The organism is Nocardia sp. NPDC050630 (assembly GCF_044457245.1).
GTDB lineage: Bacteria > Actinomycetota > Actinomycetes > Mycobacteriales > Mycobacteriaceae > Nocardia.
Map to the genome: position 1 here is coordinate 481384 of NZ_JBITGN010000003.1, position 20537 is coordinate 501920.

Annotated in this window: 24 protein-coding genes; 14 read left to right on the forward strand and 10 right to left on the reverse strand. The window is 65.4% G+C overall.

The annotated features are described in order from the left end of the window. Positions 1–37: 37 nt before the first annotated feature. The gene (locus ACIBG0_RS12375) at positions 38–1396 is read right to left on the reverse strand and encodes an FAD-binding oxidoreductase (protein ID WP_397031863.1); all 1359 of its coding nucleotides are present in this window, start codon (positions 1394–1396) and stop codon (positions 38–40) included. 219 nt (positions 1397–1615) lie between these two features. Here ACIBG0_RS12375 and ACIBG0_RS12380 point away from each other — a divergent pair, with 219 nt between their 5' ends. Next, entirely contained in the window at positions 1616–1927 is a 312-nt protein-coding gene (locus tag ACIBG0_RS12380) for a hypothetical protein (protein WP_397031864.1), read from the forward strand. Between the two features lie 93 nt (positions 1928–2020). After that, entirely contained in the window at positions 2021–2560 is a 540-nt protein-coding gene (locus ACIBG0_RS12385; protein WP_397032012.1) for a GtrA family protein, read from the forward strand. Here ACIBG0_RS12385 and ACIBG0_RS12390 read toward each other — a convergent pair. Genes ACIBG0_RS12390 through ACIBG0_RS12400 form a run of 3 tightly spaced genes read right to left on the reverse strand, consistent with a single transcriptional unit; the run spans position 2459 to position 4398 of the window. Next, entirely contained in the window at positions 2459–3097 is a 639-nt protein-coding gene (locus tag ACIBG0_RS12390) for a Type 1 glutamine amidotransferase-like domain-containing protein (RefSeq protein ID WP_397031866.1), read from the reverse strand. The two genes, ACIBG0_RS12385 and ACIBG0_RS12390, sit on opposite strands and share 102 nt — an antisense overlap. Before the next feature lie 6 nt (positions 3098–3103). After that, the gene (locus ACIBG0_RS12395; protein WP_397031868.1) at positions 3104–3943 is read right to left on the reverse strand and encodes a maleylpyruvate isomerase family mycothiol-dependent enzyme; all 840 of its coding nucleotides are present in this window, start codon (positions 3941–3943) and stop codon (positions 3104–3106) included. Then, on the reverse strand, positions 3940–4398 hold the full coding sequence (locus ACIBG0_RS12400) for an HIT family protein (RefSeq protein WP_397031870.1): 459 nt from the start codon (positions 4396–4398) through the stop codon (positions 3940–3942). The genes ACIBG0_RS12395 and ACIBG0_RS12400 overlap by 4 nt, the downstream gene beginning before the upstream one ends. A gap of 315 nt (positions 4399–4713) precedes the next feature. On the opposite strand from ACIBG0_RS12400, the gene ACIBG0_RS12405 reads away from it, so the two are divergent. From ACIBG0_RS12405 to ACIBG0_RS12415, 3 genes are read left to right on the forward strand one after another with little or no spacing between them, the layout of a single operon-like run. After that, positions 4714–5889, forward strand: coding sequence for a Re/Si-specific NAD(P)(+) transhydrogenase subunit alpha (locus ACIBG0_RS12405; RefSeq protein WP_397031871.1), 1176 nt, complete (start codon positions 4714–4716; stop codon positions 5887–5889). Continuing rightward, positions 5889–6227 carry an NAD(P) transhydrogenase subunit alpha gene (locus tag ACIBG0_RS12410; protein ID WP_062982712.1) on the forward strand — a complete coding sequence of 113 codons (339 nt, stop codon included), beginning with the start codon at positions 5889–5891 and terminating at the stop codon, positions 6225–6227. Before ACIBG0_RS12405 ends, ACIBG0_RS12410 begins: the two co-directional genes overlap by 1 nt. Further along, a complete protein-coding gene (locus tag ACIBG0_RS12415; protein WP_397031873.1) occupies positions 6227–7657 on the forward strand; it encodes an NAD(P)(+) transhydrogenase (Re/Si-specific) subunit beta in 1431 nt (476 codons plus the stop codon). The genes ACIBG0_RS12410 and ACIBG0_RS12415 overlap by 1 nt, the downstream gene beginning before the upstream one ends. Before the next feature lie 333 nt (positions 7658–7990). Here ACIBG0_RS12415 and ACIBG0_RS12420 read toward each other — a convergent pair whose 3' ends face one another. Together ACIBG0_RS12420 and ACIBG0_RS12425 are read right to left on the reverse strand one after the other, a co-directional pair. Then, positions 7991–8383, reverse strand: a complete 393-nt coding sequence (locus ACIBG0_RS12420) for a thioesterase family protein (RefSeq protein ID WP_364355345.1) — start codon at positions 8381–8383, stop codon at positions 7991–7993. Between the two features lie 26 nt (positions 8384–8409). Further along, positions 8410–9369 (reverse strand): AraC family transcriptional regulator, encoded by a 960-nt coding sequence (locus ACIBG0_RS12425; protein ID WP_397031875.1) that lies wholly within the window; start codon positions 9367–9369, stop codon positions 8410–8412. Between the two features lie 81 nt (positions 9370–9450). Between ACIBG0_RS12425 and ACIBG0_RS12430 the strand changes: the two genes are divergently transcribed. Both ACIBG0_RS12430 and ACIBG0_RS12435 read left to right on the forward strand, forming a co-directional pair. Next, positions 9451–10299 carry an NAD(P)H-binding protein gene (locus ACIBG0_RS12430; RefSeq protein WP_397031877.1) on the forward strand — a complete coding sequence of 283 codons (849 nt, stop codon included), beginning with the start codon at positions 9451–9453 and terminating at the stop codon, positions 10297–10299. Between the two features lie 140 nt (positions 10300–10439). Next, positions 10440–11717: an MFS transporter gene (locus ACIBG0_RS12435; protein ID WP_397031879.1), complete on the forward strand. Its 1278-nt coding sequence runs from the start codon at positions 10440–10442 to the stop codon at positions 11715–11717. On the opposite strand, the gene ACIBG0_RS12440 is transcribed toward ACIBG0_RS12435, so the two are convergent. Next, complete coding sequence (locus ACIBG0_RS12440; RefSeq protein WP_397031881.1) at positions 11707–12642, reverse strand: TIGR03620 family F420-dependent LLM class oxidoreductase; 936 nt, start codon at positions 12640–12642, stop codon at positions 11707–11709. The genes ACIBG0_RS12435 and ACIBG0_RS12440 overlap by 11 nt on opposite strands. Before the next feature lie 86 nt (positions 12643–12728). Between ACIBG0_RS12440 and ACIBG0_RS12445 the strand changes: the two genes are divergently transcribed. Next, positions 12729–13277 carry a TetR/AcrR family transcriptional regulator gene (locus tag ACIBG0_RS12445; protein WP_397031883.1) on the forward strand — a complete coding sequence of 183 codons (549 nt, stop codon included), beginning with the start codon at positions 12729–12731 and terminating at the stop codon, positions 13275–13277. A gap of 9 nt (positions 13278–13286) precedes the next feature. Beyond that, positions 13287–13523, forward strand: coding sequence for a ribosomal protein L7/L12 (locus tag ACIBG0_RS12450; protein WP_364355160.1), 237 nt, complete (start codon positions 13287–13289; stop codon positions 13521–13523). A gap of 51 nt (positions 13524–13574) precedes the next feature. Here the strand turns inward: ACIBG0_RS12450 and ACIBG0_RS12455 are convergent, their stop codons facing one another. Then, complete coding sequence (locus ACIBG0_RS12455) at positions 13575–14087, reverse strand: Lrp/AsnC family transcriptional regulator (RefSeq protein WP_397031885.1); 513 nt, start codon at positions 14085–14087, stop codon at positions 13575–13577. 146 nt (positions 14088–14233) lie between these two features. Here ACIBG0_RS12455 and pdhA point away from each other — a divergent pair, with 146 nt between their 5' ends. From pdhA to ACIBG0_RS12470, 3 genes are read left to right on the forward strand one after another with little or no spacing between them, the layout of a single operon-like run. Beyond that, positions 14234–15346 carry a pyruvate dehydrogenase (acetyl-transferring) E1 component subunit alpha gene (gene pdhA, locus ACIBG0_RS12460; protein WP_397031887.1) on the forward strand — a complete coding sequence of 371 codons (1113 nt, stop codon included), beginning with the start codon at positions 14234–14236 and terminating at the stop codon, positions 15344–15346. Beyond that, positions 15343–16314 carry an alpha-ketoacid dehydrogenase subunit beta gene (locus ACIBG0_RS12465; protein ID WP_397031888.1) on the forward strand — a complete coding sequence of 324 codons (972 nt, stop codon included), beginning with the start codon at positions 15343–15345 and terminating at the stop codon, positions 16312–16314. Before pdhA ends, ACIBG0_RS12465 begins: the two co-directional genes overlap by 4 nt. Before the next feature lie 18 nt (positions 16315–16332). Beyond that, positions 16333–17676 carry a dihydrolipoamide acetyltransferase family protein gene (locus tag ACIBG0_RS12470; protein ID WP_397031890.1) on the forward strand — a complete coding sequence of 448 codons (1344 nt, stop codon included), beginning with the start codon at positions 16333–16335 and terminating at the stop codon, positions 17674–17676. On the opposite strand, the gene ACIBG0_RS12475 is transcribed toward ACIBG0_RS12470, so the two are convergent. Continuing rightward, the gene (locus ACIBG0_RS12475; protein ID WP_397031892.1) at positions 17677–18360 is read right to left on the reverse strand and encodes a DUF899 domain-containing protein; all 684 of its coding nucleotides are present in this window, start codon (positions 18358–18360) and stop codon (positions 17677–17679) included. 202 nt (positions 18361–18562) lie between these two features. Here ACIBG0_RS12475 and ACIBG0_RS12480 point away from each other — a divergent pair, with 202 nt between their 5' ends. Both ACIBG0_RS12480 and ACIBG0_RS12485 read left to right on the forward strand, forming a co-directional pair. Next, complete coding sequence (locus tag ACIBG0_RS12480; RefSeq protein ID WP_062982690.1) at positions 18563–18925, forward strand: hypothetical protein; 363 nt, start codon at positions 18563–18565, stop codon at positions 18923–18925. A gap of 40 nt (positions 18926–18965) precedes the next feature. After that, positions 18966–19715, forward strand: a complete 750-nt coding sequence (locus tag ACIBG0_RS12485) for an HNH endonuclease family protein (protein ID WP_397031894.1) — start codon at positions 18966–18968, stop codon at positions 19713–19715. 3 nt (positions 19716–19718) lie between these two features. On the opposite strand, the gene ACIBG0_RS12490 is transcribed toward ACIBG0_RS12485, so the two are convergent. Then, complete coding sequence (locus ACIBG0_RS12490) at positions 19719–20525, reverse strand: sulfurtransferase (protein WP_397032014.1); 807 nt, start codon at positions 20523–20525, stop codon at positions 19719–19721. Positions 20526–20537 lie beyond the last annotated feature (12 nt).

Below are 20537 nucleotides of genomic sequence, written 5' to 3' on the forward strand. Positions count from 1 at the left end.
ATCGGGTGAAACTCCTCAGCGGCTGGGAATGTTCCGTTTACAGAATCGCGCCTGGGTTGAGAATGCCATGTGGGTCGAGCGCATCCTTGATCCGGCGAGTGAGTGCCATCACATCGGGACCGAGTTGATCGGGTAGCCACGCCTTCTTCAACCGGCCCACTCCGTGTTCCCCGGTAATGGTTCCGCCGAGCTGGATGGCCAGGTCCATGATCTCGCCGAAGGCGCGGTGCGCGCGTTCGGTCATCGCCGCATCGGTGGGATCGTGCACGATGAGCGGATGGGTATTGCCGTCTCCGGCGTGCGCGATCACCGAAACCAGCACCTCGTTGCGCGCCCCGATGGCGGCGATACCGTTGACCAGATCGGCCAGGCGGGGCAGCGGAACTCCGACATCCTCGAGCAGCAGCGGTCCGATCTTCTCCACCGCCGGAATGGCGAAACGCCGTGCGGCGGTGAACGCTTCGCCTTCCTCCGGATCCTCGGTATGGAAAACCTCGGTGGCACCGGCCTTTTCGCAGAGGCCGACCATGACTTCGGCTTCATGCCTGGCGAATTCGCCCGGAGCGTCCGAGCGAGCGACCAGCAGTGCGGCGGCCTCGCGATCCAGACCCATCCGCATCTCGTCCTCGACCGCATTGATCGCGACGGCATCCATGAACTCGAGCATGGCGGGCCGAAGAGTGCCGGTGATACCGAGGATGGCCTCGGTCGCGGCGGTCAGCGTCGGGAAGGTCGCGACCACGGTGGATTGCGGCGGTTGGGCGGGCAGCAGCCGCAGGGTGAGTTCGGTGATCACCCCGAGCGTGCCCTCGCTGCCGACGAACATCTTGGTCAGCGACAGGCCCGCCGAATCCTTCAACCGTGGGCCGCCGAGCCGCACCACCGTGCCGTCGGCGAGCACCACTTCCATGCCGAGCACGTAATCGGTGGTCACGCCGTATTTCACACAGCACAGGCCGCCCGCATTGGTGGCCGCATTGCCGCCGATCGAGCATATTTCGAAGGAGGACGGGTCCGGCGGGTACCACAGGCCGTGCTCGGCGACCGCGCGTTTGACCTCCGCATTGAGCAGGCCGGGCTGGACAACCGCGGTGCGGGTGACCGGGTCGACGGTGATCGTGCGCATGCGTTCGGTGCTGAGCACGATGCCGCCGTCGACGGCCGTCGACCCGCCGGACAGTCCGGATCCGGCCCCACGCGGCACCACCGCGACCCGGTGTTCGTGCGCCCACCGCAACGTCGCCGCGACATCATCGGTACCGGTGGCGCGGACCACGGCCAGCGGTGTGCCGGCGTTCGGATCGCGCGCCCAGTCCTGCCGATAGCCCGCCAAAAGGTCGGGATCGGTGAGTACCGCGCCGTCGGGCAGGCGGGAGATCAGGTCATGCAGGTCCACACAGCTCACGCTATACGGCGGGTGCGGGCCAGGGTGAGTGCCCGACTGTAACAGCCGCGCGCCCGGTTATCCCTGGGGGTTTGCTACAACACCGAGCCCGGCGGGATGTGGGTCGGTCCAGTGGTGCCGGGCCCGTCGGCCGATAAGAATTCCGGACAAGGCGCCCATTCGGGGCGCCGTCCGATTCCAAGAGGCGCGCAGGCGCGCCGAGGAGGTCTCATGCAGGTCGAGTCGTCGGATTACCGTGATTTGGTCGCTGCCGTGTTCTCCTACGAATTCGTCGACGGGGGTATCGATCCGGATTCCTTGCGCCGTATCCACGCAGGTGAAATCGCCGAATGGGTGACGGCACTGGATCGCTCCGGCATGTTCGGCAAGACCGCCATCGCCACCCTGTCCGACAAGTGGCAGCGTGATCCCCGACTCCTACTCGAAGCCCTCCTCGACGACGTCGACGACGTCACCCGCCGTCGCTGCCTCGTCGCCTGGTCGGTCCTGGACAGCCGTTCAGAGTTCACCCGGATCGGCTGATCGGGATCGGTTTCCATCCGATCGTGTTTCCTGGACGATCACCTGGTGGACACCTGCTGCTGGCATGCTGGTGACGTGACGAGCACCGAGGCCATGGTGGCGGGCTTCTCCCGCTGGTGCGAGGCCGTCGTCGCGCGGTTGCCCCTCGGGCTGAATCGCCTTGTCGCCCCGACGTTTCTCGGCTTCGCGCTGATCAACGGTTTCACCTTCGGCGTCGATCTGGGGCTGCTCACGGTGCTGCACGGCTGGCTGCGAGTGCCGGTATGGCTGTCGGTGACGGTGGCCTATATCTGCGCGTTCGGGCTCAGTTTCGTGCTCAATCGCACCTTCAACTTCCACTCGCACGCGCCGGTCGGCAGGCAGGCGGTGGTGTATGTGGTGGTTGTCGTGATCAACTACCTCGGCTTCATACTCGGCGTCGGCAGCGGACTGACCGCACTGGGTTTGGAATACCATCTGTCGCGACTGCTGGCGGGGGCGTGCGAGGCGGTCTACATGTACAGCGCGATGCGCTGGGTGGTGTTCCGCGGCCTATCGCAGGATCTCGATATCATCGCCGTCGACCACGACGACATCATCGTCGGTGAGCGCCCAGTGCGCGACGCCCTCGGACCTGTAGCGAGCGGCGAGTAGCGCGGATTCACCATCCGGATCTGTCGCGGAATCCAGATGCGGCACGATGCGATGGTCCACCAAACGCAGTCCGTCCCACCGTGGTTCGATACCGCACGCGGGTCCGACCTCGGCAGGGTCATCCATGGATTCCAGGCCGTGCAGATCCGGGGTCAGCAGACATGCTCCCGCGCTGTACCCGGCGTACACGAGTGCGTCGGCGGCAAGCAGCTTCGGCAGTACGAAATCGGCTCCGCTGCGAGCGAATTGGGCGCGCAGGACAAAGGTATTGCCGCCGCGCACCCACACAAGCGGGTATTCGGTCAGTGCGGCTTCCAATTCGGCTGCGCGACCGACGAATTCGCGTAGATCGAGCACCTCGGGGGAGTAGCCGAGCTTGCGCAGCGGCGTCACGTCGCTGGTGACCGCGCCCGCCCATGCCGCGGGCCAGGCATCACATGCGTTGGGAATCACCGCGACTCGGCCCGGCTCGCCGACGAGCGCGGCGAGCCGGTCGTAGTGTGCGCCGAATCGGTAGCTGGACAGGAAAAGTCGCATCGCGGCTCAGATGGTGAAGGCCAGGCTGCGCACCAGTCGGTTGCCGAGTTCGGCATCGCCGGAGATGCTGTATTCGCCTTCGTGCGCATCCGCGCTTGTGCGTCCGCCGCGCAGCCGGGCGAACAGGCCGGACCCCATTCGAACGACCACGGTGGCGGGTGCGTCCAATTCCTCGACGATATTGGCGCGACCGTCCACCGCGACGTGCAGTGTCTTCAGCAACGGACCGGTCAGCTCGAAGGTGATGCGCGATCCGTCCGGTGCCTGCGCCCCCTTCGCCACCGCCCGCCCGATGGTGGCGGTGAGTTCGCCGAAGGCTCGCTCGGCGCGCGGTCCGCCCTCGTCGACGGAAATGCCGAGCCCATCGGCGATATCGAGTTCGTGCATCCAGCAGTCGAACAGCCGCACTCGCATGAACCGGCCGTAGCTGACCTTGCCGATCGGTGAAACGGTCTCGGCCTGCCATTCCGTATCACCGAAAGACGCGAGCGCCTCGCGCCTGCGGTCGGTGACGTCGCGGTACAGCTCGAGCAGTCGCTTACCCGACAGCGGCCGCAGCCGGTCGACCCAGATCTCGTTGAGCACACCGGATTCATTGCGCACATGCGGCAGCGTGGTCACATCGGTTTTGGGCCGGATCGGATCGTGCGCGGGCGGGCGTTCGCCGAGCAGCCAGGATTCGGTGCCGACGATGTGTGCGACCACATCGAACAGCGACCAGCCCGGCAGTGGAGACGGTGTGCGCCAACGCTCTTCATCGAGATCGGCGACCAGGGTCGCGATCGTCTCCCATTGCTCGGACAGCAGGCCGGTCAGCTCCGTCCGGTCCTGGGTCGAGTCGGTCATTCCTGCTCCTCGGCGCTGGTCTTGTCGTCGTTGGCCAATGCCGATATTCCGGCGCGGATGGCGGCCGCGGTCGATTCGGGATCGTGCGGGCGCCGCAGCAACAGTCCGGCGGCGAAACTCAGTTTGTCGCCGTGCCGACGCGGCACCACGTGCAGGTGGACGTGCGGGACGGTCTGGAAGGCCGCGGTGCCGTCATTGAGGACGAGATTCGCACCGTCCGCGGCCAGTTCGCTGCGCCTGATCGCCAGCGCCAGCCGGTGTCCGGCGCGGAAGAGGTGCGCGCCCAAGTCGGCGTCTAGATCCGTCAACTCGGATGCGTGTCGCTTCGGGATGACCAAGGTGTGGCCGCGCGCGATCGGGCGAATGTCCAGGAACGCGCACAGCGTGTCGTCCTCGTAGACCTTGGTCGCCGGGGCCTGTCCCGCCGCGATGCGGCAGAAGACACAGTCGTTCACACCGCCGACCCTACGGCTTACCACTCACCGGGAACATAGTCGGCATGACGCACGTCACTATGGGAAGGTATTGCGCCGCACCGACCAGGATTCGAACCTTGGTGGTGGTCGCGAATCCGACATAACGGCGGAATCCGGCCGCAACTTGTGACTGCCATCTCAGCTACGCTCGCCGCTAGCGATTGCGTGCCGGGTCGCTCGAAAAGATCAGCGAGCCGGGTACAGTTGCGAGGATTTGGACGAACTTACTCCCAAGTAACATCGTCCGGCCGTGACCGGTTGCTTGAAGCTGAGCCAGAGAAGGAAGTCTGACAAGTGGAGACAACGCAGAGCGTAGGCGACCAGTCGCCGCGCGGAGCGCGTGTCGGAGTCGTTCGCGAATCGAACGCGGGCGAGCGACGCGTCGCACTCGTGCCCAAGATCATCCCGAGCCTGCTGAAGCAGGGCGTCGAGGTGGTGGTCGAAGCGGGCGCCGGGCTCGGCGCGCTCATTCCGGACGCGGCATACGTGGACGCGGGCGCGACCATCGGTGATCCGTGGTCGGCCGATGTGGTCGTGAAGGTCGCGCCGCCCAGTGACGCCGAGGTGGCCAAGCTGACCAGCGGGCAGACCCTGATCGGCTTTCTCGCCCCGCGCAATGCCGAGAACCAGATTCCGGCGCTGAAGGCGGCCGGGGTACAGGCCTTCGCCGTGGAGGCGATTCCGCGTATTTCGCGAGCTCAGGTGATGGACGCCTTGTCGTCGCAGGCCAATGTTTCCGGGTACAAGGCCGTACTGCTGGCCGCGTCGGAGTCGACGCGGTTCTTCCCGATGCTGACCACCGCCGCGGGCACAGTGAAGCCCGCGACCGTGCTGGTGCTCGGTGTGGGTGTCGCGGGTCTGCAGGCTTTGGCGACGGCGAAGCGTCTGGGTGGACGGACCACCGGCTACGACGTGCGTCCCGAAGTCGCCGATCAGGTGCGTTCGGTGGGTGCGCAGTGGCTCGATCTCGGTATCGATGCCGCTGGTGAGGGTGGTTACGCCCGCGAACTCACCGACGAGGAGAAAGCCAAGCAGCAGCAGGCGTTGGAGGATGCGATCAAGGGCTTCGACGTGGTGATCACCACCGCGTTGGTGCCGGGTCGTCCCGCGCCGCGCCTGGTGACCGCCGCGGCGGTCGAGGGTATGAAGCCCGGCAGTGTGATCGTGGATCTGGCCGGTGAGACCGGCGGCAACTGCGAGCTGACCGAACCGGGGCAGACTGTGGTCAAGCATCAGGTGACGATCGCCTCGCCGTTGAACCTGCCCGCGACCATGCCCGAGCATGCCTCGGAGCTGTACTCGAAGAATATTGCGGCACTGCTGGAGTTGATGTTGGTCGACGGGAAACTCGCGCCCGACTTCTCCGATCAGGTGCTCGCGGACTCCTGCGTCACTCGTGAGCCGGACGCGCCCGCCGAGGCGACCGAGGCCGAGGCGGCGGAAACGACCGAGGCGAAGGTGGAGAACTGATGTACACCGAACTGCTAGCCAATATCGCGATCCTGGTGTTGTCCGGGTTCGTCGGGTTCGCCGTCATCTCCAAGGTTCCCAATACTCTGCACACGCCGTTGATGTCGGGTACCAACGCGATTCACGGCATCGTCGTGTTGGGTGCGCTGGTCACCCTCGGGAACGTGCAGGATCCCTCGATCCTGACTCAGATCATTCTGTTCGTCGCGGTCGTGTTCGGAACCCTGAACGTCATCGGCGGTTTCGTTGTCACCGACCGGATGCTGGGGATGTTCAAGGGTAAGAAGGCCGCACCGGTGAAGGCTGCCTCCGCGGAGCGGTCAGAGGGAGCTGCGTGATGCATACCTTCGACAATGTGACCTATCTGGTCAACGGGCTCTACATCATCGCCTTCGGCATGTTCATCTACGGTCTGATGGGGTTGACCGGCCCGAAGACCGCGGTGCGCGGCAACCTGATCGCCGCGGCGGGCATGGTGATCGCGGTTGTGGCGACCATGATTTCGATCCGCCACACCTCGAACTGGATCCTGATCGTCGCCGGTTTGGTCGTCGGTGTGGTGTTGGGCGTGCCGCCTGCCAAGTTCACGAAGATGACCGCGATGCCGCAGCTGGTGGCCGCGTTCAATGGTGTCGGTGGTGGCACGGTCGCGTTGATCGCGTGGTCGGAATTCCTCAATTCCCAGGGTTTTTCGCATTTCGATGAAGAACCCACCGTGCACATCGTGATCGGCTCGCTGTTCGCGGCGATCATCGGTTCGGTGTCGTTCTGGGGATCGCTGATCGCCTTCGGCAAGCTGCAGGAAATCCTGCCCGGGCGTCCGATCGGTCTGGGGAAGTTGCAGCAGCCGTTGAATCTGTTGCTGCTGTTGGGTGCGATCGCCGCCGCCGTGGTGATCGGTATCGGCGCCACGAATGATGGTGTGCCGCAGTACTGGATGATCGCGGTACTCGTGCTCGCCGGTGTCCTCGGGCTGGCGGTGGTGCTGCCCATCGGCGGCGCGGATATGCCGGTCGTCATCTCGTTGTTGAACGCGCTTACCGGTCTCTCGGCCGCCGCGGCGGGTTTGGCGCTGAACAACACCGCGATGATCGTGGCGGGCATGATCGTCGGCGCGTCCGGCACCATCCTGACCAACCTGATGGCCAAGGCCATGAACCGCTCCATCCCCGCCATCGTCGCCGGTGGCTTCGGTGGTGGCGGGACCGCTCCCGGCGCCTCGGGTGGTGAGCAGAAGCAGGCGAAGGCTACCTCGGCCGCGGATGCCGCGATCCAGATGGCGTACGCCAATCAGGTGATCGTGGTCCCCGGCTACGGTATGGCCGTGGCCCAGGCTCAGCACGCGGTCAAGGAAATGGCGTCGTTGTTGGAGGCCAAGGGTGTCGAGGTCAAATACGCCATCCACCCCGTCGCCGGTCGTATGCCCGGTCACATGAACGTGCTGCTCGCCGAGGCGGAAGTGTCCTATGACGCGCTCAAGGAAATGGACGACATCAACGGCGAATTCTCCCGCACCGATGTGGCTCTGGTGATCGGCGCCAACGACGTCACCAACCCCGCCGCCCGCGAGGACTCCTCGTCCCCGATCTACGGCATGCCCGTCTTGAACGTCGACCAGGCCAAGAGCGTGATCGTGCTCAAGCGTTCCATGAACAGTGGTTTCGCCGGAATCGATAACCCGCTGTTCTACGCCGACCACACCAGCATGCTCTTCGGCGACGCCAAGAAGTCGGTCGGTGCGGTCACCGAAGAACTCAAGGCACTGTAAGTACGTAAGCACGAAAGCCCTCGGCACCTGCCGAGGGCTTTTGTGTTTCCTGGCGCGAGTGTCGGCCTTGTAGTTCGCATTCTGAGCGTTCGTGCTCGCGCCCTTGGTGTTTCGACGGTTCCCGTTCCGGGTGAGTTCTTGCGTGGGCAGCTATCGGCAATCACGGGCCAAGGTACAGGCGCTCGCATGGTAGGCGAGGGTGTGCTCGAGTTGCTACGCCCCACCAGAAAGCCCATCTAGCTGCGAAGCGTAGGCGGGCTTCCGTGTTCAAACTGATTTGCAGTGGAAACACTTGTCCCACAACATCTTCTGTGTTGAGAACATCCGCCACGTTCAGTCAGTGACCAAAGCACTGGCAGCGGTGCGGATTACTTCCGGGATCTCTACTGGTTTGCGGGTTTCGTTGTCCACGTAGACGTGGACGAAGGTGCCGGTGGCGGCCAGTTCAAGGGCGTCGCCGGATTCGCGGAAGATGGCCAGGTCGTAGGTGATGCTGGAGCGGCCGAGGCGGGAGATGCGCAGGCCTACCTGGAGTTGGTCGGGGAAGCTCAGGGAGCCGTGGTACTGGCAGGAGGTTTGGGCGACCACGCCGAGGGCGGGCAGGTCGCGGATATCCGTACCGGTGGCGTGCATGAGCCAGGCATTGACCGCGGTGTCGAAGTACGAGTAGTACGTCACGTTGTTCACGTGACCGTAGTGGTCGTTATCGGCCCAGCGGGTCGGCATCGGCCAGAGGACCGGATACTGCTGCGTCACCCGGCCGACGATAGCTCAGTCGGGACGCTGCCCTGCCGGTGGTCGCGCGGACTCACGCCGAAGTGGCGTTTGAATGCCGCGCTCAGTGCGAACGCGCTGCCGTAGCCGACTTGGCGGGCAATGGATTCGATGGTGGCATCGGATTCCTGCAGCAGATCGGCGGCCAGGGCCAGGCGCCATTCGGTGAGGAACGCCATCGGCGGCTCACCGACCAGATCGGTGAACCGGCGGGCCAGCGCGGCCCGCGAAACTCCGACCGCCTCCGCCAGGCTGGCGACCGTCCAGCCGTGCGCCGGATTGTGCTGCAGCAGCCGCAGCGCCTTGCCGACCAGCGGATCGCTGTAGGCGTGGTACCAGGCGGGCGCATCATTGCGGGCGAACCAGGCACGCAGGGCCGCGATCAGCACCATATCGAGCAGCCGGTCCAGGACCACGCCCTGGGCGGGCTCGTCCTTGGTGGCCTCGTCGACCAGGATGTCGAGCAGTCGGGTGTCGAAATCGCCACGCCGCAAGATGATCACGGGCGGCAGGGCCCGCAACAACCGCTGACTCGCCGCACCCGCGGACTCATAGGTTCCGGTCACCATCAGGGTGGCGCCGTTCGCATCGGTGCCCCATTGGCGCACACCGAGACTCAATGTCTCACAGAGGATTTCACCATCAGCGGTCTTGGTGACATTGCCCGGATCGATGAAGATCTGCGGTGCGGTGGCCGGATCGTCGGCGACCGTATAGGGGTCGGGTCCGCGGAAGATCGCGACATCGCCCGCGTCCACTTGCCGCGGCTTGCTGCCCGCCGCATCGGTCATGATCCAGGCCGTGCCGCGGATCATCGATACCACCGTCAGCGGCGCCCGGTCCTGAATGCGCAGCGACCACGGCGGATCGAGCAGGGAACACATGACGAACGCACCTCGGGCGCGTGGACCTTCGAGCAGGCTGGCGAGCGCATCCACCCCTCCAACAGTAGACGCTGACGCATGATCACGAGTCGCTGAACTATGTTTCGTCGCAGGCCGCGCCGATGTACTGGAAACATGACAAACAGCACTTCCCACCAGCGCCTTATCCTCGTCACCGGCGGTATGGGCAAGACCGGCAGCCGCGTTGCGACCCGGCTCCGACAGGCCGGTCATCCGGTTCGAATCGGTTCCCGCGCGGCCGAGCTCCCCTTCGACTGGGCCGACCGCAGCACCTGGACACCGGCGCTGTTCGGCGTGGACGCGGTGTACATCGCCTTCCAGCCGGATCTGGCGGCGCCGGGTGCGCCCGAGATCATCCGGGCGTTCACCAATGCGGCCAAGGTCAACGGTGTGCGCAAACTCGTGCTGCTGTCCGGTCGCGGTGAACCGGAGGCCGTGGCGTGTGAGCAACTCGTGCAGGGCTCGGGCCTGGATTGGACCATCGTGCGCTGCAGCTTCTTTGCGCAGAACTTCAGTGAAGGCGCATTCCTGGAGTATGTGCTCGCCGGGCAGGTGGCGCTGCCCAATGGCGATGTGCCGGAACCGTTCGTGCACGCCGACGATATCGCCGATGTCGCGGTGGCCGCGTTGACCGAGGACGGGCACAGCGGCGAGCTCTACGAACTGACCGGGCCGAGGTCGTTGACCTTCGCCGAGGCCGTCGCGGAGATCGCCTCGGCGACCGGACGCGACGTCGCCTTCATTCCGATCTCCCGCACGGATTTCGTTGCGACACTGACCGAGTACCAGCTTCCCGCCGATGTGGTCAGCCTGCTCGACTACCTGTTCGGCACGGTACTGGACGGCAGGAACTCCAAGACCGCGGACGGCGTGCGGCGGGCTCTGGGCCGAGACCCCAAAGACTTCCGGGATTACGCCGACGAGACGGCGACCACCGGGATTTGGAACATCCCGAGCGAATAGGTGGTTGTAAGAGTTAGGACCACCGCGCGGAAGCCGATCTCAATGGCGAGATCCGCGGAGCCGGACCCTCGGCCGACGATGTCCCGGACCGGCTCCCCGTGCGGCCACGCGATCGCCCTGGACGCGGTACCGTCGAATTGGTGGCGACCACGACGATCGATCCGCAGACCCGGGTAGCACGCGCCGCGGTATTCGTGGTGTTCGCGTTGAACGGTTTCCTACTGGCCATGTGGGTGGTGCACATCCCGGCCATTACCGACCGCACCGGTATCGCGCATTCCACGCTCGGCATGTTCATCCTCATGCTGGCCGGTGCGGGCATTGTCGGCATGCGCATCGCGGGCCCGCTCGCCGACCGATTCGGCAGCCGGGCCGTGGTTGCGGCAGCAGCCGCGATCACCTCGATATCCGTGCTCGGTCCCGGACTCGCGACCGGCCCGGTCAGCCTGGCGATCGCCTTGGCCTGCTTCGGTTTCGGCAATGGCGCGCTGGACGTTTCGATGAATACCCAAGCGGTGCATGTCGAGCGGGCTTATCAGCGACCGATCATGTCGGCGTTCCACGCATTGTTCTCCGGTGGTGGATTCCTCGGCTCGTTACTGGGTGCGGTGGCTCAGGGCGCTGGATGGGATGTGCGTCTCAGCTTGTCGCTTGCCGCTGTGGCGGGTTTGGCGATTACCGCCGTGCTGGTGCCTCGTCTGCTGCGGGACACCGGAGTTTCGGCGCGAGAAGCGAATTCGGACGCACTCCGCGAGAATGGCCCGCACGACCACATTCCGGAAAGCGCGGACAACGTTTCACAGAACCCGCGCGTTGACGCCACGTACGATGCCGCGACAGCGCGGTCGGCGACCACACCGAATCGCTCCCGAAAGGTCTTGGCGCTGGCCGCAATCGCGTTCGCCCTACTGCTTACCGAGGGTGTCGCCGCCGATTGGAGCGCGCTGCAGGTCCGCGACCACCTCGATGTCGACGATGCCACCGCCGCACTGGCATTCGGCGCATTCTCCTGCACCATGACCGTGGGGCGATTCGCCGCCGACCGTGTTGCGGGCGCCTTCGGCCGCGTCGCCGTCGTCCGCTACGGCACATTGATCGCCGCATTCGGATTGGTCCTGATCATGGCTTCGGGTTGGGTGCCACTGACGTTGCTCGGCTGGGCGATGTGCGGCCTCGGCCTCTCCGGCGGCATACCGCAAATCTTCACCGCCGCAGGCAATCTCGGATCGACCACCGCGGCTACCGATATGTCGCGGGTATTCAGCCTCGGTTACCTCGGGCTGCTCGCCGGACCCTCCATCATCGGCTGGCTGACCGCGCTGGTCCCACTGACCGCCGCACTGTTCGTCCCCCTCATCGCCGTCCTGATCTGTTGTCGATACGCGGGTGCGGTTGCCCCACAGCAAGTCACCGGATAGCGGTTGGCGCGAAGGACGAATCCTGGGCAAGCGCGGCAAGCTCACGCCATTGTGGCAGCGGCAGCGCAGTCGGATCAGCGGTGAGTACCTGTAGACACACATGATCGGCCCCGGCATCCATGTGCTGCCGAACGCGCTCGCCGATCATCTCGATATCCCCGTATGCCACAACCGAATCCACCAGCCGCGAACTCGGGCCGCCCGCGATATCTTCGTCACCGAATCCGAAGCGACGCATATTGGCCACCTGATGTGGTGCGGAATCGAGATAGCCCCCGATATGCGCCGTGGCCACCTCGCGGGCGCGGGCCCGATCGGCATCGAGGACGACGACCTGCTCGACACCGAGAAATGCTTCCGGCCCCATAATCCGCCGCGCCTCGGCGGTGTGCTCGACCGGCGCGTGATAGGGATGCGCACCCCAGGTCCGCTCGGCGGCCAATGCCAACATCTTGGGTCCGAGTGCGGCGAGTACCCGACGTGGCGCCGGGTCCGGCCGCGGGCCGTACAGCGGAACAGCATCCATCGCATCGAGATAGCCGCGCATCAGCGCCAGCGGCTTGCCGCCGGAAGGAATCGTGTAGCCCCCGGCTTCGACGGATCGACCACCGACCCGCTGACCGCCGAGTCCGAGCAGATAGCGACCCGGGAACGCCTCGCCGAGCGCGCGCTCGGCGGTGGCCATGGCCATCGGATCACGCAGTGCCGCATTGGCAATGCCCGCGGCGACCACCAGCCGCTCGGTCGCCCCGAGCAATAGCCACGCCTGCCCGACCGTATCGCGTCCGAACGCTTCGCCGAACCATAGTGCCCGGTAACCCAATTCCTCGATCTCGGCGGCCGCCTCGCGCACCCGATCGACCGGTTGTCCGTCGAATGCGAAGGTCCAGATGCCGACGCCGCCGAGTTCGTGTTCCACCATCATCGCGCTCCTAACGCTAAACCGGAGAGGTTCTCCGATTACCTGGCGGTACGATAGCGGAGAACTTCTCCGGTTAACAAGGGATGTATATGCGGGTCGATGCTCAACGGAACTATGAACGTGTACTCGAGGCGGCGACAGCGGCATTCGCCGAAGAGGGTCCGGAGGCCTCACTCAATGAGATCGCCCGCCGCGCGGGCGTCGGCGCGGGCACCCTCTACCGGCACTTCCCCAACCGGCAAGCACTGCAAGCCGCCGTACTGAGCGAGCGGATCGAAACGCTCTGCGCCCGAGCCGAAGAGCTGCGGGCGGGGGAGCCGAGCACGGCACTCATCGAGTGGCTGCACGCCCTACTCGTGCATGCCCGTACCGACCATGGCTTGGGCGGCGCCGTCCTGGCTGGACCGATCGACCTGGGCTTCGATTGTCAGCTGGCCATTCGCCGGGCGGGTGCCACTCTGCTCACCAGGGCGCAACAGGATGGCGGCATCCGCGCGGAGGTAGGCATCGACGATGTGATCCAACTGGTCGCCGGCATAGCCCTTGCGGCGCGGCACGGCACCGATCCGGAGCAACCGGACCGCCTGCTGCGGCTTGTCACGGATGCCCTGCGCAGTCCAACCGGACGATGTCGGTAAGTTCGAAAGATGTTCGACAACAACAGGCTCGAGCGCCGGATCGATCAGCTCGAACGAAAGCTCGACATGATCATCAAGCACCTCGGTCTCCCCAGCCAGGACCCTGCGATGCCCTATGACGAAATCGACGAACTCATTCGGCAGGGCAAGAAAATCCACGCCATCAAGCTCTATCGCACGCTCACGGGCCGCGGCCTGCGGGAGGCCAAAGACGCGATCGAGGAACGCGAGCGACACTTGCGCTGACGAAAGCATATTTACGATGTGGTCGGGGAATTCGCCGACCACTCCGCCGGTTCACGGCCGTAACGTGCGGTCGACGGATCCGGCCAGTCGATTCAGCAGCGGTGCCGTGCGCGGCCCGACGAATTGCTGCATCACCAATGCCATATTGGTGCGTTCGACGCCGGGAATCTTCAATATCTGTCCGGCGATCCGGTACAGATCGTCCGCATCTTTCGCCACCACCCGTACGGTGAGATCGGTCAGTCCGGTCATGCCGCACACTTCGGTCACCTCCGGTACCCGGGCGAGTTCGGCGACCACCGAATCCAATCGATGTTGATCGACGACGACGGCGACGAAAGCCGCCAGCGGGTAGCCCAGTGCCTGCGGTTGCACTCGCCGTTCGAAGCTGGCGAGCACACCGTTCGCCTCCCAGCGCGCCAAACGCGCCTGGACGGTATTGCGGGACAACCCGAGCCGGGTCGCCAGCTCGACACCGGTCGCGCGTGGGTTGGCGACCAGCTCGAGCAATAGCCGCGCGTCGGTGGCGTCCAAGGTCACGTCGGCGGGTTCTCTACTGGTCATACAACGCAGTATGACATCGCCTCTCGGGTCATATTTGGGCATTCTGCTTACCCGTGCGTCGGTCACTTGCGCACTTCGCCTAGTCGTGGATGCTATGTGATATGGGGCACACCCGCCCTGTGCTCGTGGTCAGGAGGCGATCCCGAATGACGAACAAAACCGACTATCCGGTTCAATTGGTGCAACCCGACGGCCGCCGCGTATTCGACCGGGAACACGCCGCCCTGGTCGCCGACATCGGAGCTGCGCAGCTGCGGGCGATGTACACGGACCTGGTCGTGACCCGCCGGATCGACACCGAGGCAACCGCCCTGCAACGGCAGGGCCAGCTCGGGCTGTGGGCGCCGATGATCGGGCAAGAGGCCGCGCAAGTCGGCTCGGCCTACGCACTGCGCCCCGACGACTACGTCTTCTGCAGCTATCGCGAGCACGCCGTCGCCTACTGTCGCGGCGTCCATCCCACCGAACTCACCCGGATGTGGCGCGGTGTGGCGCACTCCTGCTGGGATCCCGACGCAGTCAATATGACCAACCCGAATATCATCGTCGGCTCGCAAGGCCTGCACGCGACCGGTTACGCCTACGCCGCCCACCTCGACGGTGCGGAGATCGCGACCATCGCCTACTTCGGTGACGGCGCCTCGAGTCAGGGCGATCTCGCCGAGGCATTGGGCTTCGCCGCGACCTGGGGTGCACCGGTCGTATTCTTCTGCCAGAACAACCACTGGGCGATCAGTTCCCCCGTCCGGATCCAGAGTGCGACCCCGATCGCGCGGCGCGCCTACGGATACGGAATTCCCGGACTTCAGGTCGACGGCAATGATGTGCTCGCCGTCCTCGCGGTCACCAGGCAGGCCGCCACGCGCGCCCGCACCGGCGGCGGGCCGTCGTTCATCGAGGCGCTCACCTATCGGATGGGTCCGCACACCACCGCCGACGATCCGACGCGCTACCGCTCCGCAGCCGAAACCGAGGAGTGGGCGCGCCGCGATCCGATCGCCAGGCTGCGCAAGCTGCTGGAACGAGAGTCGTTGTGGGACACGGCATTCGAACGTCATGTCGATGCACGCGCCGATGAAGTCGCGCAACAGATCCGTAGCGCGACCATCGATATGCCGGATCCGGCGCCGACACAGCTGTTCGATCACGTCTATGCCACCCCGCATCCACTGATCACCCAGGAGCGGAGCGAATACGCGGAGTATCTGGCCGGTGATCCCGGCGAGACCACCGCGCGACCGGAAGGAGTCCCCAGATGATCACGACCTTCGCCGCAGCGCTCAATGCCGGGCTGCGGCGGGCCATGGACGACGATCCGAAAGTCGTACTGATGGGCGAGGATATCGGTCGCCTTGGCGGCGTATTCCGGGTAACCGATACCCTGCAAAAGGATTTCGGGAACAACCGCGTCATCGATACTCCGCTGGCCGAATCCGGCATTGTCGGAACGGCATTCGGCATGGCGCTGCGCGGCTACCGGCCGGTCTGCGAAATTCAATTCGACGGCTTCGTCTATCCGGCCTTCGATCAGATCGTCTCGCACGTCGCCAAGATCCACTATCGGACGCAGGGAAAGGTGGTCGCGCCCATCACGATTCGCATTCCGTTCGGCGGCGGAATCGGTTCGGTGGAACACCACTCGGAATCGCCGGAAGCGTATTTCGCCCATACCGCGGGACTGCGCGTCGTGACGCCGAGCAACCCCGTTGACGGATATTTCATGATCCGTCAGGCCATCGCGCTCGATGATCCGGTGATCTTCTTCGAACCCAAGCGACGCTACTGGGATAAGGCCGAGGTGGATTTCGACGCCGAGGCCATGCCGCTGGATCAGGCCCGCATCTGCGTCAGCGGTACCGATGCCACCGTCGTCGCCTACGGCGGCACCGTGGCCTCCGCCATGACCGCCGCGAAAATCGCTGCCGAGGAAGGACATTCGCTCGAGGTGGTCGATCTGCGCAGTTTGTCGCCGATCGATTTCGACACCATCGAGGCCTCGGTGTCCAAGACCGGCAGGCTGATCGTGGCGCACGAAGCGCCGGTTTTCGGCGGCCTCGGCGCCGAGATCGCCGCGCGGATCACCGAACGCTGTTTCTACTACCTGGAGGCGCCGGTGCTGCGCGTCGGTGGCTTCGACATCCCCTACCCTCCGGCTAAGCTCGAAAAGCACCACCTGCCCGATCCGGACCGCATTCTCGCGGCGGTCGATCGCTCACTCGCCGCCTGACTCATGAGAGGTGCCCAAGTGGTAGATCGTGCCCCCGAGGAAGATCAGGGCAATATCCTGGAATTCCGGCTACCCGATCTCGGCGAGGGACTGGCCGATGCGGAATTGGTGTCGTGGTCGGTGAGCGTCGGCGACACCGTGCAGCTGAATCAGACGATCGCCGATGTGGAGACGGCCAAGGCGGTGGTATCGCTGCCGTCGCCGTTCTCGGGCACGGTGATCGAATTGCTCGCTCAGCCCGGCGAAACGGTCGCAGTGGGGACGCCGCTGATCCGGGTGCGCAATGATCTGGCGGTCGCACCGGAGGGGGCGAACGGGCGGACCGCGGTGCTGGTCGGCTACGGGCCCGAAGGTGAGACGGTGTCCCGGCGGCGCAGAAACGCTGCCGAATCCAGTGCGCCGAGTTCGACAGCCGCTCCGGTCGAGTCGGGAATGAGTCGGGCCGCGGCGACACCTGGGGCGCGCAAACTGGCCAAGGAACTCGGCATCGACCTCTGGTACGTCGCGGGTTCGGGCCCCGACGGTGCGGTGACGGTCGACGATGTCCGCAGCGCGGTCCCGGTATCGCAGCCGCGCTCCGTGCCGACCAACACCGATGGCCCGACCACACCGGTGACGCCATCGGTCACCGATCCGAACGCGGGCGTCCCCCGCCCCGTCTCCCGCGAGGAACGCACGCCGATCAGCGGCATCCGTAAACGCACCGCGGCCGCCATGGTCGCGAGCGCGCGCACCATCCCGCAGGCCAGCACCTTCGTCACCATCGACTTCACCGCATCGATGGAACTGCTCGACCACCTGCGCACCACCAAATCCTTCGAGGGGCTGACGCTGACACCCCTGGCCCTGGTCGCCAAATCCGCACTAGCCGCGCTCGCGGAGTATCCCGGCATCAACGCATTCTGGGACGAGGCGAATCAGGAGATCGTCACCAGGCACTATGTGAATCTCGGCATCGCGGTCGCCACCGAACGCGGCCTGCTCGTACCCAATCTCAAGGAAGCTCAGGCCTCGAGCCTGCGCGAGCTGTGCCGGGAGATCAGCTGGCTCGCCGAAACGGCGCGTTCGGGCCGCGCCACCCCGACCGACCTGCGCGGCGGCACCCTCACCATCACCAATGTCGGTGTCTTCGGTGTCGATGCCGGTGTTCCGCTGGTCAATCCAGGTGAGGCGGCGATCCTGTGTCTCGGCTCGATTCGCAAGCGTCCGTGGGTATTTCGGGACGAACTGGCCATCCGCTGGGTCACCACCATCGGCATCAGCTTCGACCATCGGATGATCGACGGTGAATTGGCATCGCGCTTCCTCGCGACCGTCGCGGGATTGCTCGAGGACCCGCTCACCCTATTGAGCCGGATGTAATCACGCTCCCGGGTCGCCGTAGTGGGCCGCGATGTCTTCGGAACCGCTCCATCGGCTGTAGGTCGGCGACTGCGGCCAACCCTCGGGCGAGTCCTGCCACTGCTCCTGCCGACCGTAGGGCAACACGTCGATCAGCGCGAAAGTGTGACTGAGCTGCTCGGTGCCACGGCCGTTGGTGTGCCAGGTGCGATAGACCTTGTCGGCGTCGCGCAGGAAGACATTCACCGCGAATCCGCCGCCGGGCGGCGCGCCGACATCGCTGCCGAACGAACTATTCGCCGTGGAATACCAGGCCATTTTGTTCCCGACTCGGCGCTTGTATTCGAGGGCCTCGTCGATGGGCCCCTGGGTGACGATGACGAACCGGGCATCGTAATTGTCCAGGAACTCCAACCGGGTGAACTGCGAGGTGAACCCGGTGCAACCACCGCACTGCCACTTCTCACCGGGGAACCACATGTGGTTGTAAACGATCAGCTGTGGCTTACCGTCGAAGACATCGGCCAGCCGGACCGGCCCCTGCTCGCCCTCCAGGGTGTATTCGGGCATTTCGACCATCGGCAGGCGGCGGCGCTGCGCGGCGATGGCATCGAGTTCTCGGGTCGCTGCCTTCTCCCGGACGCGCAGCTCATCGAGTTGGCGCTGCCAGGTGTCGGCATCGACGACGGGCGGCAGAGCATTCATGAGGTTCCTCCCTGATCGGGTTGCGTGTGCAGATATAGACGCGACGCGGTCACCGAAATCATCGCCGCGCGGGAAAGTCCCTGAACTCGCCGAGATGGAGCCGTTACTACCCCTTGGCACCACTTTCGGAACATACTGGTATATCCGCTGGTCATCGCATGAGAACCGCAGTTGGGCGTCAACGGAAAGCGGAGGGCAAAGCATGACGATTCTGCTCCAAGTGCTAGAGCAGAGCTTCACGCCGACTACGCCGTGGGAACGGCGCAAATTCACCTTTGTCAATGCCGACAAGATCGTCGGCATGCGGCTGGACGGACAGTCCGGCGTCTGGCTGGACCTGTCGCGCCCCGGTGAATCACAGCGCCTGGCCCGAACCCTGGACCCGCGTGACGCCGTCACGTTCCTGCTCACCACCTTCGCGAAAATCGCGGAATGTGAGGAGCGCGGTGGTTCGTGGCTGATCGGACACGACGGCGCGCACACCGAGTCCATCGTGGCCACCAGATTCCCACCCCGGGCCAGTGAAGTCGCCAATGATGATCTGCTGGCTCGCGCTTGGCTTTGAGCCCGGACCGGCTCCGAGGCGCTCCGGCTGAGTTCTACGAATGTCGGTGCATACGGGTACATCTGGTTCCGTGCGTGCCGACATACGACGATGGCTGCCTGCTCTGATCGCGGCGGCCCTGATCGCGCTGCCCGGGTGCGCCGAGGTGGGTAGTGGACAGGCCGCACCCCGCAGGGCGGGTGCACTCAGTCCTACCCGGGTCCAGCTCGAACAGTTGCTCGCCGCCGTGCGGGTCGTTGCGGCGCGGGGACATCCCGGCGGTTACGAGCGCGGATGTAAGGAAGGGCAGCGGTGCGTATTCGGACAGTCGTGGACCGATGACCACGACGGTCCCGGTGGGCACGACGGCTGCGATACCCGCAACAACGTGCTGAGCGCGCAGCTGACCGCAGTGAGCTTCCGGCCGGGCACCTACGATTGCGTGGTTACCGCGGGCACACTCGACGATCCGTACACCGGCAAGCGGATTACATTCAGCAAGGCCGATGCGGGCGATATCCAGATCGACCACGTCTATCCGCTGGCCGCGGCCTGGGATATGGGTGCGGCGTCTTGGCCGCTCGAGCGGCGGATGCGTTTCGCCAACGATATCGATCTGAATCTGCTGGCCACCGAAGCAAGCGCTAACCAGGCAAAGCGGGACGGCACACCATCGGAATGGTTGCCGCCCGCTCGCGCGAACCATTGCTTCTATGCGGGCAAATACCTCACGGTCGCGGTCCAGTACGACTTACCGGTCACCGCCGCGGACAAGGCCGTGCTCAACGACATCGCCCATTCCTGCCCGTAACGTCTACGCCCCGGTGGCGACCGGACGTTTCGGATCGTTGGACCATTGCGACCACGAGCCCGGGTACAGGGCCGCTTCGATGCCCGCGGCGGCGAGTGCGGCGACCTGGTGGGCTGCGGTCACACCGGATCCGCAATAGACCGCCACCGGCCCGGACCCGAATGCGGCGAAGCGGTCTCGCAGGGTGTCCACGCTGTGGAAACGTCCGTCCGCGTCGAGGTTCTCCGCGGTGGGTGCGCTGATCGCGCCCGGAATGTGGCCCGCCTGCGGATCGACGGGCTCCACCTCGCCGCGGTAGCGGTCGCCAGCGCGTGCGTCGAGCAGGACGCCGGTCCATTTGGCGACCGCGTCCGCATCGACGACGGGCAGCTGCCCCGGATTCACCTCGACGTCGCCGAGTTCGGGATCGGCCTCCGCCCCGGAGGCGATCGCACCACCCGAACTCGTCCACGCGGGCAGGCCGCCGTCGAGAATCCGCACGTCAGCGATCCCGGCCCAGCGCAGCAGCCACCAGGCCCTCGCCGCCGCCATGCCGCCCGTCGCGTCATAGACGACCACCGGATCGCCGGTCCGCAGACCCCAGCTGCGCGCGCACTTCTCGAGCTGCGCGGGATCGGGCAGCGGGTGCCGCCCGCGCTCGGGGGACGGTGGTGCGGCCAGTTCGGTCTCCAGATCGACGAAGACCGCGCCCGGAATATGTCCGTCCAGATAGTGCTGCGGGCCCTCCGGATCACCGAGCGCCCACCGCACATCGAGTAGATGAACCCGCTTGTCCGCCAATACTTCCCGAAGTTCGTCCGCCGAGATCAGTACCGCGCTCAA

Bases quoted from the DNA above. Each gene is read 5' to 3' on its own strand.
- ACIBG0_RS12395 (WP_397031868.1), bottom strand. From the start codon at position 3,943: ATGACCGACTCGACCCAGGACCGGACGGAGCTGACCGGCCTGCTGTCC.
- ACIBG0_RS12410 (WP_062982712.1), top strand. From the start codon at position 5,889: ATGTACACCGAACTGCTAGCCAATATCGCGATCCTGGTGTTGTCCGGG.
- ACIBG0_RS12440 (WP_397031881.1), bottom strand. From the start codon at position 12,642: ATGATGGTGGAACACGAACTCGGCGGCGTCGGCATCTGGACCTTCGCA.
- pdhA (WP_397031887.1), top strand. From the start codon at position 14,234: ATGACGAACAAAACCGACTATCCGGTTCAATTGGTGCAACCCGACGGC.
- ACIBG0_RS12380 (WP_397031864.1), top strand. From the start codon at position 1,616: ATGCAGGTCGAGTCGTCGGATTACCGTGATTTGGTCGCTGCCGTGTTC.
- ACIBG0_RS12465 (WP_397031888.1), top strand. From the start codon at position 15,343: ATGATCACGACCTTCGCCGCAGCGCTCAATGCCGGGCTGCGGCGGGCC.
- ACIBG0_RS12420 (WP_364355345.1), bottom strand. From the start codon at position 8,383: ATGCCGACCCGCTGGGCCGATAACGACCACTACGGTCACGTGAACAAC.
- ACIBG0_RS12450 (WP_364355160.1), top strand. From the start codon at position 13,287: ATGTTCGACAACAACAGGCTCGAGCGCCGGATCGATCAGCTCGAACGA.
- ACIBG0_RS12455 (WP_397031885.1), bottom strand. From the start codon at position 14,087: ATGACCAGTAGAGAACCCGCCGACGTGACCTTGGACGCCACCGACGCG.
- ACIBG0_RS12485 (WP_397031894.1), top strand. From the start codon at position 18,966: ATGTCGGTGCATACGGGTACATCTGGTTCCGTGCGTGCCGACATACGA.
- ACIBG0_RS12475 (WP_397031892.1), bottom strand. From the start codon at position 18,360: ATGAATGCTCTGCCGCCCGTCGTCGATGCCGACACCTGGCAGCGCCAA.
- ACIBG0_RS12445 (WP_397031883.1), top strand. From the start codon at position 12,729: ATGCGGGTCGATGCTCAACGGAACTATGAACGTGTACTCGAGGCGGCG.
- ACIBG0_RS12385 (WP_397032012.1), top strand. From the start codon at position 2,021: ATGGTGGCGGGCTTCTCCCGCTGGTGCGAGGCCGTCGTCGCGCGGTTG.
- ACIBG0_RS12390 (WP_397031866.1), bottom strand. From the start codon at position 3,097: ATGCGACTTTTCCTGTCCAGCTACCGATTCGGCGCACACTACGACCGG.
- ACIBG0_RS12430 (WP_397031877.1), top strand. From the start codon at position 9,451: ATGACAAACAGCACTTCCCACCAGCGCCTTATCCTCGTCACCGGCGGT.
- ACIBG0_RS12480 (WP_062982690.1), top strand. From the start codon at position 18,563: ATGACGATTCTGCTCCAAGTGCTAGAGCAGAGCTTCACGCCGACTACG.
- ACIBG0_RS12415 (WP_397031873.1), top strand. From the start codon at position 6,227: ATGCATACCTTCGACAATGTGACCTATCTGGTCAACGGGCTCTACATC.